This is a genomic window from Streptomyces sp. NPDC104202 (genome assembly GCF_055584185.1).
The window spans coordinates 67,796-83,025 of record NZ_JBVJMN010000037.1 but is presented as its reverse complement, the minus strand read 5'-3'; the positions used below and the strand labels follow the sequence as shown (position 1 = coordinate 83,025).

Sequence of the window (15,230 nt, the reverse complement as noted above, 5' to 3'; positions counted from 1 at the left end):
ACCCCCCTCCCCCCCCCCCCCCCCCTCCCCCCCCTCCCCCCCCCCCCCACCCCCCCCCCCACCCCCCCCCCCCCCCCCCCCCCCCCCACCCCAAAACCCCCCCCCCCCCCCCCGTCGGGGGCGGTCGTGCTCAGGACAGGGCCGAGAAGGCGATCTTCTCGTTGCGGGCCAGGTGCTTCTCGACCGCGGCCCCGACCGTGGCCGGATCGCGGGTGCGGAACGCCTCCACGAGATCGGCGTGGGCCCTGCCCCGCCGCTCGTGCTCGGAGGGGTCCGGATCGAGCCGGCCGAAGCCGATGCGGATGTAGCGCTCCGCCGCCCGCCACAGGGTGGTCAGCACCCGGATGTCCCAGGTGGTCGCGGCTGGTGCCAGGAGGGCGAGGTGGAAGGCGTGGTGATCGTCGTAGATGTCGGCCATGCCGTGCTCCCGGGCACCGAAGTCGGCTGCGTGCGACTCCAACCGGTCCAGCTCCGGGTCCGTCAGCAGGGTGCACGAACGCCGTGCGATATCCGGCTCCAGGGCGCGCCGCAGACGGTAGATGCCCCGCAGGTCGTCGAGATCCAGCGGTGCGATGACGGCGCTGCGACCGGGGCGCATGATGACGAGTCCTTCGCTCTCCAGGCTCCGCAACGCCTCGCGGATGGGGATGAAGCTGATGTCGAGCATCCCCGCCAGCTCACGCAGCGAGTACTCCGTGCCGGGGGCCAGATGGCCGGCCAGGATCGAGCGCCGCAACTCGTCGGTGGCCTGCTCCACCACGGACCGCGACGTGATGGGCTGGACCGCCCCCCGGGGTGTCGCCACGGTGTGTTCCTCGTTTCGGCCGTCCGGTGGTGGAGACCAACTATAGCTATGCCTCTGGAGGTGGGCTGCGTGCATGACAAGGGCGGAGCACGCGGGCGGCGCCGGCTGCGCCCCGCACCGCGGTACACGGTACGGGGCGCGGGGGCGGCGCGACGTGAGGACGATCAGAGCTTCAGGATGCGCTCGGCGTTGCCGCCGGCGATCTTCCGACGGTCGAGGGGGGAGAGGCTTGCTCCGCGCAGGAATCCGACGGCCTGCTCGCTCTTCTCGAAGGGGTAGTCGATGGCGAACAGCACGTTGTCCACGCCCACCGACCTGATGGCGGCCTGGAGCATGGTGTCGTCCATCACGCCCGAGGTGGTGATGGCGACGTTCTGCCTGAGGTACTCGGAGGGCTTCTTCTTCAGCGGCACCCTGGTGTTGATGTTCTCGATCTGCACGTCGAGACGGGGAGCGTGGTACGGCAGGAACTCGCCCATGTGGCCCACGATGAGCCTCGCCCCCGGGAAGTCGTCGAACACGCCGCCGAGGATGACGCGCAGTGCGTGCCCGCCGGTCTCCGCCGCCCAGCTGTAGAGGGGGCCGACCAGCTCGGGGCGGTCTTTCAGCAGTCCCCACTCCCCGGCCGGCGCCGGGGTGGGGTGGAGGTAGAGCGCGGCTCCCAGTTCCTCCAGCGCGGCCCACACCGGACGGAACTGCGGTTCGTCGAGGTAGTGGCCATTGGTGTGGCCGTTGACCAGGAACCCGGCCATCCTCAGGTCGCCCATGGCGCGCCGGGCCTCGCGCACGGCCGCCTGCGGGTCCTGGAGGGGCAGCGCGGCCAGGCCGCCGAACCGGGTGGGGTGAGCGTCGATGACGGAGGCCAGGGCGTCGTTGGCGACCTGCGCGTCCCGTACGGCGATGGCCGCGTCCGGCTGCATCTGCACTCCGGGCGGAGTGAGGGAGAGGACCTGCATCGCCACGCCGTTGGCGTCCATGTCGGCGAGCCGGTACTGAGTGACGTCCGGCAGCCGCTTGAACCACTCGGCGGTGACCTCGGGCTTGAAGGGGATCGCGCCGTTCAGCGCCGTGCCCTGGGTGATGAGCCCCGGCAGGATGATGGCCTCCTCGATCGCGATGATCCGCAGCCGCCGCTGTGGGTCGGGACGGCCGCCGTGCGCCTGGGCGACGCCGGGCGCCATCACCGTGGACGCGCCGGCGAGTGCGGCCGTGGCCGCCGCGGAGTTCAGGACCTGCCGTCTGGTCCACTGGTCAGCGCTCATACGTGCTGTCTTCCTTTCGGGAGGAGGTGCTCAACAGGGCGTGTCCCTGGTGGGGGAGAGAGGTGCCGTACCCCGGGCCGGCGTGCGGGAGGGGCCGGAGGGATACGCGTGGTCGTCCCCGTGCAGGGGGCGCCGCGCACGAGGCGATGCGGGAGGGTAACCGCGCGGCACCGCCGTCCGACCGCGCCGGCCGCTGCTCGGCGCCGGACGCCGAAGTCGGCGGGGCTGCCGAGGGCACAGGCCGGCGCTCCCGCTGTTCCCCTGGGGAGGGGTCCGCCCCGGCCGCGAGGCAGATACCTCGGACAGGGCGCGGCCGGGGCGGGGTCTGGTGGTCGGCGCGCGCACGCGCCGGTCGACGGGGCCGTGAGGTCCCCGTGTCGACGAAAAGATGCGGTGGTTTTCCTCGGCAGGGTGTGCGGAGGCTCAGGAGGTGCGGGCTGCCGCCCTCTCGCCGCGGCGTACGCCGCCGGTCAGGATGTCGACGAGCGCGAGGGGGTCCTCGGGAGTCTCGTCGCCGAGCCAGGCCACCACCTGGTCCGGACGGACCAGAGCGAGCCGGGCGCCGCCCAGCAGGCCGGCTCGTCCGGTCGGCGACTCCGGCAGACGGAGCACGGTGAGCGGGACGCCGCGCACGTGCGCGGCCTCCTCGAAGGCCGTCACCGGCACGTCCTGCCCGAGGGTCAGCAGCGTCAGGCCCTCACCGAGCAGGTCGTACAGGGAACGGCCGTCCTCCAGGAACCGGTGGGGCAGCCGGGCTCCGGTCCACGCGCAGCCCTCATCCCCGTCGTGTTCCTCGGGGAGGATCGGCGAGGCGGCGATACGGAGGCCGAGGACCAGGTCGAGGGAGTGGAACTCCGCCTCCTTGGTCGCCTGGATCCGTGCGCCGGCGGCCCTCCGGGCCCGCACGCCGGCCTCGTCGCCCGCGTCGAGGTTTTCGGCGAGCAACTCGGTGGAGAGCACCCGCATGTTGGCGGTCGCCTCGCGGATCACGCGCTCCTGGACCGGGCGGCGCTCCCGCTCGTAGCTGTCCAGCATGCCCGCCCCGCCCCAGCCGCCAAGCACGGCCGCGAGCTTCCAGCCCAGGTCGACCGCGTCTCCGATGCCCGTGTTGAGGCCATGACCGCCGAACGGAGGGTTGAGGTGCGCGGCGTCACCGGCGAGGAAGACCCGCCGGTGACGCATGCGGTCGACGATCTGCATGCGCGCGGTCCACGGGTCGGTTGACAGCACGGTGGCCTCCACCGGCCTGCCCGCCACGGCGTCGATGATCTGCCGCGCCTCGCGTTCCCCGGCCGCCCGGCCGACGCCGAAGGCGATCGCCCACCAGGTGTCCTTCCGGTCCAGCGGCCCGACCAGTGCCGGAGCCGCCGCGTTGACGACCCAGTACTGCACCGCCGGTCCGTGCGCCACGTGCTTCCCGAGGTCGGCGCTCCTGAAGACCATGCCGAAGTTCGGGCGCAGGGCCTCACCGCCCACGTAGCGCGCGCCGATATCCTCCCGCACGACGCTGCGCGGACCGTCGCAGCCGATGACGTAGTCCGCGGTGACGACAGCGCGCACACCGGCGACGTCCTCGACGGTCACGGTCACCAGATCGTCGTCCTGGCGCACACCGACGACTCTCCGGCCGACGGCGAGTCGTCCCGGTGCCAGCTCCTCCACAGTCTCGCGCAGCACCTCCTCCAGGACGTACTGCGGCGCCTGCTGGCCGATCTCCGCGAAGCGGTCGCCCTCCGGGACGAGCCCCAGGACACCCGTGAAGCGGGACAGCTCCCGGCCCGTCAGCGAGGTGCAGAAGACCACGTCCTGGGACCAGGAGGCGGGCAGCGGGGCACGCTCGCGCAGCCGCTCCGCCAGGCCCCACCGACGCAGGTGCTCCATCGTGCGCACGTTGAGGGTCTTGCAGCGCGGCCTTGCTCGGGACACCGTGGCACGCGGCTCGACGACCAGGCAGTCGACGCCCCGGCGGCACAGCTCGACGGCGGCGGCCAGGCCGACGGGGCCACCGCCGGCGACGAGTACCTGCACGTGCCGCGGGAGATTCATGCTGTCGACGGAAGGCATCAGTTCTCGTTCCCGGCCTTCTGCTGCGCGGCCCAGTGCGCGCACTCCTCGGCGAACGCGAGCTGCCGCAGGTGGGTGGCGAAACCGAGCGTGTGGTGATCGATGCAGTGGCCCGTTCCGCGCGCGACGCTCGCGTCCACGAACGGCGCCCCGGTGAAGAGGGCGGCGAACCCGGCGACGTTCTCCGCGCCGCTGCTCCACAGTGCGTCGAACTCGGCGAGCGCGTTGTGCACGGGGACGCGGACCTTGGGCGCAAGCGTGGGCAGGTGCTCCCTCGGCCAACGCGGCGCCTGGACCAACTCCCTTACGGGAACCGGTGCGTACGAGTCGTGGGCCTGCCGCACCCCCTCCGCCCGGAAGGTGTGGGCGGGGCCGAACATCACCTTGTCCCGCTCCTCGTAGGGCAGGTCCACGGTCGCGTCCGCCGGCAGGGACCCGAGGGCCTCGGCCGCCCCTCCGCTCGGGATGACGGCCCCCATACCGGTCGCCGAGACGCCGATGAGGGGTACGTCAGGCTCGGACGCGGCGATCATGAGGGCGATCATGCCGCCGATCGAGTGGCCGACGAGGAACACGCCGTCCGCGCCGAGGCTTTCGACGGCCTGCGCGAGGGCACCGTTGAGGAGTTCCACGTGCCGGCTGAAGGTGTTGCGGTCCGGCTCCAGCGCGGTGCTGCCGCCGTAGCCGGGGCGGTCGAAGGCCACCACCGGATAGCCGTGAGCGACGGCGACATCCAGGAAGGACCCCTCGGCGGCGCCCGCGACGTCGAAGTACCGGGCCGTGTACGTACCGCCGTGGAGAGCGGCGATCAGCGGTTTGCCGGTGGGCTCGGCGGGCCCGGCGGCGAGCGCCGTGATGCTGTGTCCGTCGACCTCGAAGGTCAGAAGGGTGCGCTGCTTGGCCATCTGTGGCCTCCTGCCAGGGGTGGGTTCCAGCGTGCCGCACGGATGAGAGGCGTCCTGCGGCGATCGACAGCGCATGCTCGCGGGTGGAGCCGACCGCCTCGGACTCTAGGGTCGAAGACCCCGTTCCGGGCGCCGTCAGGGCTCTGTGAGCCTAGGCGCTATATGTAATAACAGCAAGGGTCAAGGAGGGCTCCGGCGGGCGACGCGCCGGGCCACGCGGTCCACGAGGGGAAGGCGCACGGGCCTGCCGTCGGTTCGTCGGACTGTCGGTCCGTAGGCCCCTCCCGGACGCGTCGTGCTTTGCCGAAGCGTTCCTCAGTGGGGCCGGGGCGCGTAGTCCTGCGTGATCTGCTTGTACTCCAGGAAGTCCTCCGCCGATGCCAGGCCGCCGAGCCGGCCCACGCCACTGGACTTGAATCCCCCCTCCTCGAACTCGATGGTCAGGTTCGCCCAGCTGTTGACCGAGATCAGGCCGGCGTCGAGCTGCCGCGCGACCCGCACCGGGCGGTCCGCGTCCCGGCTCCAGACGCAGGCGCTCAGGCCGTACTCGGTGTCGTTGGCGAGGGCGATCGCCTCCTCCTCGGTGTCGAAGATCTGGACGGTCTGCACCGGTCCGAAGGTCTCCTCCTGGACGATGGGGAGGGAGGAGTCGGTGACCGCGAGCAGCGTCGGATGGTAGAAGGCACCCCCGGCCAGGTCCGGGCGGGTGCTCGGTCCACCGCGGACGATCGGCTTGGCGCCGGACGCGATGGCCGCCTCCACGGCGGCGTCGACACGGGCGACCGACGCCTTGTCGATCAGAGGCCCGATCTGGCTGTCGGCGTCGGAGGCCGGGCCCGGGCGGACGGACTCCAGTCGCCGGGCCAGGGCGGCGGTGAACTCCTCCGCGATGTCCCGCTGGACCAGGACCCGGCTGCCCGTCATGCAGAACTGCCCCGCGAAGACGGTGCACGACGCGACGGCCGTGGCCAGCGCGGCCTCGATGTCGGCGTCGGCGAACACCAGATGCGGGGTCTTGCCGCCCAGTTCGAGACCCACCCGCTTGAAGTGCGCCGCGGCCCCCTGGGCGATCAGCCGGCCGGTGGCCGTGCTGCCGGTGAAGCTGATGACGGGCACCTGCGGGGACTCGACCAGCAGACGGGCCACCTCGGAGCCGGACTCGACGACGACGTTCACCGCGCCGTGCGGCAGTTCGGGCACGGAGGCGAGGATCTCGCTCATGAGCGCGGCCGTGCGGGCCGCCTGCCCCGGCATCTTCACCACGGCCGTGCATCCCGCGGCGAGGGCCGGGGCCAGTGCCCGGATGCACAGGTAGGCGGGGGAGTTCCACGGTACGACGATGCCGGCGACGCCGACGGGCTGCCGGATCACCATGGCCTGACGGCCCGGCTGGGTGTCGGTGACCCGGCCGTGCGGCTGGACGGCGAGCCCCGCCGCGAAACGCAGCGCGCGCAGGATGAAGTGCGCCTCGAAGCCCGCCTCGTGGCGGAGCTTGCCGTTCTCCTGACAGAGCGTGCCGATCACCTCGTCCATCCGCGCGGCGTACGCGTCGGCGAGGTGACTGAGGGCCGTGGCCCGGAGCATCGGGTCGAGACGCCAGTCCCCCTCCTTGAACGCGCGGCCGGCTGCGTCGATGGCCTGCTGCCCCACCTCGGCGTCGGCATCCGCATAGGTGCCGATCACTTGGCCGGTGGCCGGGTCGATGCTGTCGGAGATCGTGCTGGAACCGACCCACTCGCCGTCGATCCAGTGCCGTGCGGGGTTCTCTCGGGTCATGTCGGACGACTCCTTGCGGGGAACGAAGGGAGGTAGGCGAAGGGGAATCAGGGCGGGGGAGGGGAAACGCGGCCGCACGCGGCGTCTCGGTGGTGAGGGCCCGGTGGCGCGGCGTCTCGGTGGTGCGGCTTCTCGGGGGTTCTCGGTCTTGCGGGCCCGGTGGTGCAGGCCCGCCTCTAAAGGCCGAGCAACCGCTCGGCGTTGCCGTGGGCGATCTTCTCCCGGTCGGCCTCGCTGATCGGGGCCGACCGCAGGAACTCGGTGGCCACCGCCATCTCCTCGAAGGGGTAGTCGGTACCGAAGAGGATGTGGTCCGAGCCCAGGGCCAGCAGAGAGCACAGCAACGGCGGGGCCGAGCACACACCGCTGGTCGTGATGTACAGGTTGTGCCGGATGTACTCCGAGGGGTTGCCACGGGCCAACTCGACGCCCTGGTGGTGGTGATAGTCCCACCGGGAGTCCATCCGCCACAGCACGTAGGGCAGACCCTCGCCCATGTGGCCCAGCAGCATCTTGGCGTCGGGAAAGTCGTCGAAGACACCGCCGAAGACGCACCGCAGGAAGTGCGTGGCCGTCTCCGAGCCCCAGCTCCACATCGGACCGATGAGCTCCGGGTGCCCCTTGATGACGTGCGGGACGTCGACACCGTTGGCCGGGTGCAGATAGAGCGGCACGTCCAGGCCGACGGCGCGCTCCCACACGACCCGGAGCTCCGGGTCGTCGAGGTAGCGGCCCTGGGTGTGCGCGTTCACCAGGGCGCCGCGCATGCCCAGCTGGGAGACGGCGCGCTCCAGCTCGTCGGCGGCCGCCTTGGGGTCCTGCAGCGGCAGGGCGGCGAAACCGGCGAAGCGTTCGGGATGGTCGGTGATCACCCCGGCGAGGAGGTCGTTCACGGCGGCGGCCTGCGCGACCGCGGTGGCGGCGTCCTTCTCGGCCTGGATGCCGGGGGAGTTGAGCGACAGCACCTGCACGTCCAGACCCGCCGCGTCCATCTCGTCCAGCCGCTCGCCCGTGACGTCCAGGAGCCGCCGGGACGCCTCGCGCCACTTGTCCGGCTGGAGGATCGCGGCCGCCGAGGCCCCGTACCCCTCCAGTTCCGGTGTGACGAAGTGTTCCTCGAGACCGATGGTCCGCATCGCGACCCCTCTGCGTTTCACTTATATGCATTGACTTCCTCGATGGTGAAACGTACATTCCGTCGGTGTCAACCCTTGGAACGTCCGAGAAGATGGAGGTGCCCGATGACGGATACGGATGTCGCCGCGCTGGGCCCGGGCCCGAACGGGACCGCGCCCGACGTGGTCGTGGTGGGATACGGGCCGGTGGGCATGGTGACGGCCGCCCTCTTGGGGCGGGCAGGGCACCGGGTCCTCGTCCTGGAGCGCTACGCCGGCCTGTACAACCTGCCGCGGGCCGCCAGCTTCGACGACGAGACCATGCGCACCCTGGCCCGTCTCGGGGTCGCGGAGGCGCTACTGCCCAAGCTGCGTGTGCAGCCCACCTACGAATGGCGCAACAGTGGCGGTGACCTGCTCATAGAGCAGTCCTTCGCCGCGACCGGACGCAGCGGTTGGGCGGAATGGCACATGATGTACCAGCCCGACCTCGAGGAGGCGCTGGACGCGGTGTGCCACGCGATGCCTCAGGTGGAGGTGCGGCACGGCAGCCCCGTCCTCGGCCTGGAGCAGACCGCGGACCACGTCACGGTCACCTTCGCCGGTCCCGAAGGGCCCGAGACGGTCACGACGCGCTATGTCCTGGGCTGCGACGGCGGCAACAGCTTCGTGCGCACGGCGCTCGGCGTGGAACTCCACGACTACGGCTTCTCCGAGCCGTGGATGGTGTGCGACTTCCGCTTCCGCCGCCCGACCGACGTGCCGCGCGCCTTGCAGCTCGGCGATCCGCTGGGACCGACCTCGATCATCTCCCTCGGCCCCGCGCACCACCGCTTCAGCTTCATGCTCGACTCGGTCGACGACTTCGAGACCGAGAGTGACCCGCGGCGGGTCTGGAAGCGCGTCGCCCCCTACCTCACCCCCGACGACGCCGACCTCATCCGGGTCGCCACCTACACCTTCCGCTCCCTCATCGCCCACGCATGGCGCCGCGGCCGCGTCCTGCTCGCGGGCGACGCGGCCCACCAGATGCCACCCTTCCTCGGCCAGGGCATGTGCTCCGGTTTCCGCGACGCGCAGAACCTCGCCTTCAAACTGGACCTCGTGCTGCGCGCAGCCGCACCCGACGACCTCCTCGACACCTACCAGACCGAGCGCGAGCCACACGTGCGCGCGGTGACCGAGAAGGGCATCGAGCTGGGCCACCTCCAGACCCTGCGCGACCCCGAGAAGGCCGCCGCACGCGACCGGACGCTGCTGGCCCGCCGCGCGGCATCCGCCGCACCCGAGCCCATGCGTTTCCCGGACCTGGCCGAGGGCCTGTTCGCCCGGCACCCGGACGCCGGCCGGGGACAGCTGTCGGTGCAGGGCGTCGTGGACGACGGGACCCGCCACGACCGCCTCGACCAGATCGTGGGCGGCGGGTTCCACTTCCTCGTCACCGAGGACCACCTGGCCGCTCTGGAGGACGACCGGCTGCTCGACGCCCTCGCCGTGGCCGACGTCCGGGTCGTCGTTCTCGGCGAACGGGCCCCGACGCATCCGGCGGTTGCCGTCGTGCGGGACATGGACGGCACCTACCGCCGATGGTTCGCCGAGCTCGCCTGCTCGGCCGTCGTCGTCCGGCCCGACTTCTACGTCTACGGCACGGCCGACAGCCCCGACACGGTGATCGGCCTCGCGGTCGAGCTACTGGACGCGATCCATGCTGCCCCGACCGCACCGGAGGCGGCGACGGAAGGGTGACGTCCCCTCGCCGCGGCTCCTGAAGCATGCCGGGACGGACGGTTCCGGGCGGCGCCGGCAGGCCGGTCACTATGATCGCTACCGTGAACACACGTCATCCCTCCGCCTCCGAGGCCGACGAGACGTCGCCGGCCCGGCAGGGCATTCAATCCGTCGAACTGGCGATGACCGTCCTGCAAGCCCTCGAAGAGGGACGGGGGCCGATGAGCCTGACGCAGATAGCCGCCGCCAGCGGCATGCAGCCCAGCAAAGTCCACCGCTATCTCGTCAGTCTCGTCCGCGTCGGCCTCGTCGCCCAGTCGCCCAGCTCCGGGCACTACGACATGGGGCCCGCCATGCGACGCCTCGGCGTCGAATCGCTTCGCAGGATGGACGAGGTGGCCCTGGTCAGCGAGCACCTGCCGGGCCTGAGGGACCGTACCTCGCACGCAGTCAACCTCGCGGTCTGGGGAGACCACGGTCCCGTCGTCGTGCGCTGGGAATACGGCGCCCACGCCCTGCCCATCACGGTCCGCGTCGGCGCCACCATGCCGCTGCTGAACTCGGCGATGGGAGGGGCGTTCCTCGCGCACCTGCCCGAGCAGCTCACCGAGCCGGTGCTCCGCGGACAACTGGAGACAGCGGCCTTGGACGCGGCCACCCGCGACCGGGTCGACCAGATCAAGGACGAGGTGCTGCGCGAAGGCGTGGCCACCACCGTCGGCGGCGTCATCCCCGGCGTCACCTCCCTGGCCGCCCCCGTCTTCACCGCCGGCGAGTCCTTCCCCCTCGTCGTCACCCTCGTGATGCCCGCGCGAGGCATCACGGAGCAGGACGTGGCCCGACTGTCGGCGGAACTGCTCAGCTCGACCCAGGCCATGTCCGAGATGCTGGGACACTCCACGGAGCAGCCCCGGCCGTAGGACGTCCGTGTCCGGGCGGCCCAGGACAGCACCTGGGCGACTCGTCCGGCAGGTGTACCCGTGTGCCCGCACGACCACGACCCCGGAGGGACCCAGGTCCTGACCGGCGGAGCGTGCAAGGACGACGACACCTGGACGCTCTGGCGATGGCCTGACACCGTTCGTGCGGATGCGGATCGCCGGCATCACCACGGAGTCCGGAGGCGCCATCGGCGTCAACTATCTCGCCACCGGCTGCACCCCACGACTTCCCACACCCCCTGGCGTTCCGCGCCGACCGGCCCCGGCATCAGCCCTGCGGCAGTCGGGGATGCTGAACGTACTCCGGGGCCTTTCGGGCTACTGCTTCCTTCCACGCGACCTGTGGGTGTGCCTGCCGAGCGTGCTGGTGACGTTGTGCCCAGCGGACGGCAAGTGGTGTTGCCAAGCCCGTCAGAGTGAACAGCGCTCCTGCGACGTACCAACCGGGGCGGCCCCAGGCGATGCAGAGTGAGATGAGCAGGGCCGGGCCGAGGGCTTCGGCCAGTCCGGCACCGAGGCCGAACACACCGAGGTACTGGCCGGTGGCGTGTTGTGGGGCGAGGGCGAAGGACACTTCGAAGCCTGCGGCGGAGTGCCACAGCTCGCCGATCGTGTGGATCACCATCGCGGTCATCAGCAGGGTGGCGGCGGCCCACGCCGGGATCCCCGCAGACAGGGAGATCAACGAGCAGGACAAGAGAAAGGCCACGCCTGCTCGGCGGTAAGCGGCTCCGCCGGCCACGGGGGAATTGATGCCGCGGCTGGCTCGTATCTGAAACGCAATGACGATGACGGTGTTGATGAGCATGGTGCCCGAGATGAGCCAGCGCGGGGCGCTGGTGGCTGTGACCAGCCAGAGTGGGACGGCCACCGTGAGTACCTTGAACTGGACGGCCATGATGCCATCGAGGGCGGTGAGCAGGAGGTAGGGGTGGTCCCGTAAGGCAATCCAGCGGGGGCCGCCGGTGCTGGGGACGGGATTGACCGGCGGCAAGTAGATCAGAATTGCTGCTGAAGCCGCGAAGGCGACCGCGTTGCCGATGACCAGGAGTCGGTAGGCGGGGAGGGTGCCCACCTGGACGGCCCAACCCGCCAGCAGCGCGCCGAGGGAGATGCCCACGTTGGTCACAGCGCGGAGATAGGCGCGGAAGGCCTGCGGTCGGTCCCCTCCGTAGTGCCTGATGAGCGGACTGCGTGAGGCCAATCCGGCCGCTTTGGCGCCCGTGGCCGTGCCTACCGCCAGGACGAACAGCCAGAAGTTGTCTGCGAGGACGAAGCCGGCAGTGGCCAGCGCCTGGACAACGAGGGTGATGGCGTAGACACCGCGTGCTCCGTGCCGGTCCGCGAGATGACCGACAACTATGCCCACGGCCAGCGAGAGGACACCGGCGATGCCGAGTCCGAGGCCCACCTGGGTTGCCGGAAGGCGGATGGCCTCGGTGAAGTACAGGACTCCAGCGGTCAGATAGAGGCCGCTGCCGACGGTGTAGACGAAGTTCGAGGCAGCCATGACGCGTTGTGGTCCGGACTCCGGGATCAGGGGCATGAGGCGACTCCGTGTCCAAAGTTAACAGTAAGGGCTCATGTAGCCTTACGCTTGTTACTGGTAATGGCAAGAGAGTTGCAACAAGAGGGGTGCCCGTCCGAAGAACAGCAGCAGTCGCCGAAGCTGCTGGTAGACGAAACTTCATGTCTCTCACGTGACAGGGGCGGTGGTGCACCCCACGCCGGGGGGTGCCGCTCGGCCGAGTTCGGTCCGCTCGGCCGGCTCCTTCGTACGCTTCGACGTGGGACAGGTCGGTGGTGCCGGTGGGCTCGCACTCCACTTGGCCGCGGAGCGGCGGCGCGGCACATTCGTCGAGGCCCCCGCCCGGTGCGGCGACGGCGGCCCCGGCCGGTCGGACGGCTTTATCCTGCGCGGTGGTTGGCGAGTGTTCAGGACGGTTGGCGGGGCCTACTTGGCGGCGGCCTCCAAGGTGGCCTGCCAGAGCGGGCTGTGGACGTAGTGGTTGTCGTAGAGCTCGGAGGAGTCCTTGATCTCCTGGGGGCTCGCCTCGCCGCGCATGACCCGGCCGAGCAGGCGCAAGTAGTCGAAGCGCGGCATGCCGGGGGTGAAGGTGAACAGCACGTCGGCGGTGGAGCCGGGGGCGGCGGCGAAGGCGTGCGGGGTGCGCGGGGGGATGAGCAGGAAGTCGCCCTCGCGCAGAGTCGTTACCTCGTCGCCCACAAGGACGTTGAGGGCGCCGTCGATGACGTAGAAGAGCTCGGAGGCGCGAGTGTGGAAGTGGGCGGGTGCGCCGACCGCACCGGCGGCGAAGGCGGAGCGGTAGCTGGTGACGGGGCTGGTGTCGGTGCCGTGGTCGGCGAGCAGGGTCATGGTGCTGCTGGGGTCGCTGGTGGTCTCGGCCTCGGCGGCGCGGGTCAGGACGGGCTTGGGGGTGCTGGCGTTCATGGTGGTGGAGTCTTTCTCGGCGGAGGCCGGAGGGTGGGCGCGTCCCGGCCTGGTGTGCATGTCCGGTGTGCGGGTGAGGCCCCCACGAGGGGGATGTCCTTCTGCGGGGTCGTTCATGGGCCGGATGGGCAGGGGCGGGCCCGGGCTGTCGTTCGCGTCAGGTTCACGTGGTGGCGGGCCGGAGCCGGCCGGCGCCGGCGACCAAGGGGTGGACCTTGGTCAGCATGAGGTGCAGGAAGTGCTCGGGGTGGCGGAAGGAGGCGAAGTGGCTCGCGTCGCCGATGAGGGCGAAGTCCTTGGCGGGTGCGCGGACGTCCTCGTAGAACCGCTTGGCGAGGTGAGTGGGGGTGAGGACGTCCTGGTCGCCCTGGAAGATGAAGAACGGCAGTTCGAAGTCGGTGCCGTCGGCCCAGTCGTCGAAGTGGGCGGTGGGGGGCAGGATCTGCTCGGAGAGCTTCATGCCCTTGCCGAGCGAGCCGAGCTCGCGCAGGGAGTGCAGGGGGGAGAACCAGAGCGACTTCATGACCACTGACTTCATGGTGGAGAGGGTCAGAGGGTCGCTGGTGGCTGTGATCTTGGCGCGGGCGGCGTGCTGCTCGGCGGTCCACGTCCGGGCGTCGGATCCCATCTCTTCTATGGCGGCGAGTTCCTTGCGCTTGCCGGCGGCAGCCAGGCGGGCGAGCAGTGCGTGGTGGGCACTGTCGTCGCGGCCGGCGTCGTGGATGTTCTGGTCGGTGCCGACGTAGGCGGAGTACAGGTGCGGGTACTCACGGGCCAGACGCAGGCCGAAGGTGCTGCCGAAGGAGTTGGCGACCAGGACGACGCGGTCGGTGCCAAGGCGGGCGCGGGCGTGGCGGGTGACTTCGACGGCGTCCTCGTACAGGCGGTCGAAGCTCAGTTCGCCCTGCCGGTCGGCGCCGGCGCGGTGGAGGGTCTTGCCGGTGCCGCGCATGTCCCAGCGCACGATGGTGAAGTGCCTTTCCCAGGTGCGGGTGCGGGGTCCGTAGATGGCGTTGGAGGCGCCGGGGCCGCCGTGGATCTCCAGGATGACGGGGTTGGCCCGGTCCTCGCCGCGCACGGAGATCCACTGGTCGATGCCGCCGATGAACACCCACCCGTGCTCGTTGATGCCGTTCGGCGAGTCGATGCGCATGAGGCGGGCGCCGGCCGTCTGGCGCAGGCGGCGGTGGCCGAGTGCTGTGGCGACGGACGTGGCGAGGGTGGCGGCGGCGATGAACGCGGCGGTGATCACGGTTTCTCCCCAGAACTGTGTATCAGATAAGCAATTAAGTGTATGCTATACACAGTTCTGAGACAGCGTCAACCACGTCCGCGAAGGAGCCGCGACATGGCCGCCGGCAGGGACAAGAAGCACGACCCGAAGGTCACCCTGGCTTTGCTCTGGGGGGAACAGGACCAGCCGCGACGCGGCCCGAAACCCTCACTGACCGCCCAGCGCATCGTCACCGCCGCCATCGCGGTCGCCGACGCCGAGGGCCTGGACGGGGTCTCCATGCAGCGCGTCGCCGCCGACCTCGGCGTCACCACCATGGCGCTCTACCGCTACTTCCCCGGCAAGGGCGAACTGGTCGACGTGATGGCCGACGCGGTGCTCGGCACGCCGCCCGGGGACATCAGCCGCCTACAGGGGTGGCGGACACAGCTGACCGCATGGGCCCGCGCGTGCTGGGCGCTCTACCGCGCGCACCCGTGGATCCTGACCGCCACCGCCATGCGCCGCCAGCTCATGGGCCCCAACCAACTCGCTTGGCTCGACGCCGCACTGGCCGCCCTCGCCCCCACCTCGCTCACCCCCGCACAGCAGCACGACACCGTCCTGCTGGTCATCGGCCACATCCGGAGCCTCGCCCAGCAGCTCGTCCACGCCGACGAGGAAGGCGACCAGGAGTGGAACCGCCTCGCCGGCGAAGTCCTGGAACGCCACGGCCACCGCTACCCCGCGCTCGCCGCCGCGATCGCCGCCGGCGCCTTCACCCCCCGCAGCGGCGACCCGCTTGACTACGGCCTCGATCGCATTCTCGACGGCGTCACCCACCTGATCGCCCCTGCCGGTCATCGCTGACCCGCGCCTGGCGGCACCTGCTCGCAGCACCGAACACCGGCTCCAGCTGCGCGACGCGGTCCTTGTCCATGTCACCGAGGGCGCAGAACCGGCGAGCGT

The 15,230-nt window shown here is 70.9% G+C and carries 12 protein-coding genes; 3 read left to right on the top strand and 9 right to left on the bottom strand.

Annotation, left to right across the window (positions count from 1 at the left end; genetic code table 11):
- Positions 1-130 precede the first annotated feature (130 nt).
- The 6 genes from ACZ60W_RS23195 to ACZ60W_RS23170 form a co-directional block, all read right to left on the bottom strand.
- A complete protein-coding gene (locus ACZ60W_RS23195; protein ID WP_469757254.1) occupies positions 131-805 on the bottom strand; it encodes a GntR family transcriptional regulator in 675 nt (224 codons plus the stop codon).
- Positions 806-969: 164 nt separating this feature from the next.
- Positions 970-2,067 (bottom strand): amidohydrolase family protein, encoded by a 1,098-nt coding sequence (locus ACZ60W_RS23190; protein ID WP_469757253.1) that lies wholly within the window; start codon positions 2,065-2,067, stop codon positions 970-972.
- 423 nt (positions 2,068-2,490) lie between these two features.
- A complete protein-coding gene (locus tag ACZ60W_RS23185) occupies positions 2,491-4,113 on the bottom strand; it encodes an FAD-dependent monooxygenase (protein WP_469757252.1) in 1,623 nt (540 codons plus the stop codon).
- A gap of 17 nt (positions 4,114-4,130) precedes the next feature.
- Positions 4,131-5,036 carry an alpha/beta hydrolase gene (locus tag ACZ60W_RS23180; protein ID WP_469757251.1) on the bottom strand — a complete coding sequence of 302 codons (906 nt, stop codon included), beginning with the start codon at positions 5,034-5,036 and terminating at the stop codon, positions 4,131-4,133.
- Positions 5,037-5,351: 315 nt separating this feature from the next.
- Positions 5,352-6,812 carry an aldehyde dehydrogenase family protein gene (locus tag ACZ60W_RS23175; RefSeq protein ID WP_469757250.1) on the bottom strand — a complete coding sequence of 487 codons (1,461 nt, stop codon included), beginning with the start codon at positions 6,810-6,812 and terminating at the stop codon, positions 5,352-5,354.
- A gap of 176 nt (positions 6,813-6,988) precedes the next feature.
- Entirely contained in the window at positions 6,989-7,948 is a 960-nt protein-coding gene (locus ACZ60W_RS23170) for an amidohydrolase family protein (protein ID WP_469757249.1), read from the bottom strand.
- A gap of 105 nt (positions 7,949-8,053) precedes the next feature.
- Here ACZ60W_RS23170 and ACZ60W_RS23165 point away from each other — a divergent pair, with 105 nt between their 5' ends.
- Together ACZ60W_RS23165 and ACZ60W_RS23160 are read left to right on the top strand one after the other, a co-directional pair.
- Positions 8,054-9,673: a bifunctional 3-(3-hydroxy-phenyl)propionate/3-hydroxycinnamic acid hydroxylase gene (locus tag ACZ60W_RS23165; RefSeq protein WP_469757248.1), complete on the top strand. Its 1,620-nt coding sequence runs from the start codon at positions 8,054-8,056 to the stop codon at positions 9,671-9,673.
- A gap of 83 nt (positions 9,674-9,756) precedes the next feature.
- Positions 9,757-10,575, top strand: a complete 819-nt coding sequence (locus ACZ60W_RS23160) for an IclR family transcriptional regulator (protein WP_469757247.1) — start codon at positions 9,757-9,759, stop codon at positions 10,573-10,575.
- Positions 10,576-10,864: 289 nt separating this feature from the next.
- Here ACZ60W_RS23160 and ACZ60W_RS23155 read toward each other — a convergent pair whose 3' ends face one another.
- From ACZ60W_RS23155 to ACZ60W_RS23145, 3 genes are all read right to left on the bottom strand, one after another.
- Positions 10,865-12,142, bottom strand: a complete 1,278-nt coding sequence (locus tag ACZ60W_RS23155; protein ID WP_469757246.1) for an MFS transporter — start codon at positions 12,140-12,142, stop codon at positions 10,865-10,867.
- Between the two features lie 408 nt (positions 12,143-12,550).
- Positions 12,551-13,048, bottom strand: a complete 498-nt coding sequence (locus ACZ60W_RS23150) for a cupin domain-containing protein (RefSeq protein ID WP_469757245.1) — start codon at positions 13,046-13,048, stop codon at positions 12,551-12,553.
- 163 nt (positions 13,049-13,211) lie between these two features.
- A complete protein-coding gene (locus ACZ60W_RS23145) occupies positions 13,212-14,300 on the bottom strand; it encodes an alpha/beta fold hydrolase (RefSeq protein WP_469757244.1) in 1,089 nt (362 codons plus the stop codon).
- A 96-nt stretch (positions 14,301-14,396) separates the two neighbouring features.
- On the opposite strand from ACZ60W_RS23145, the gene ACZ60W_RS23140 reads away from it, so the two are divergent.
- On the top strand, positions 14,397-15,131 hold the full coding sequence (locus ACZ60W_RS23140) for a TetR/AcrR family transcriptional regulator (RefSeq protein WP_469757243.1): 735 nt from the start codon (positions 14,397-14,399) through the stop codon (positions 15,129-15,131).
- The last annotated feature ends 99 nt before the right edge of the window (positions 15,132-15,230 follow it).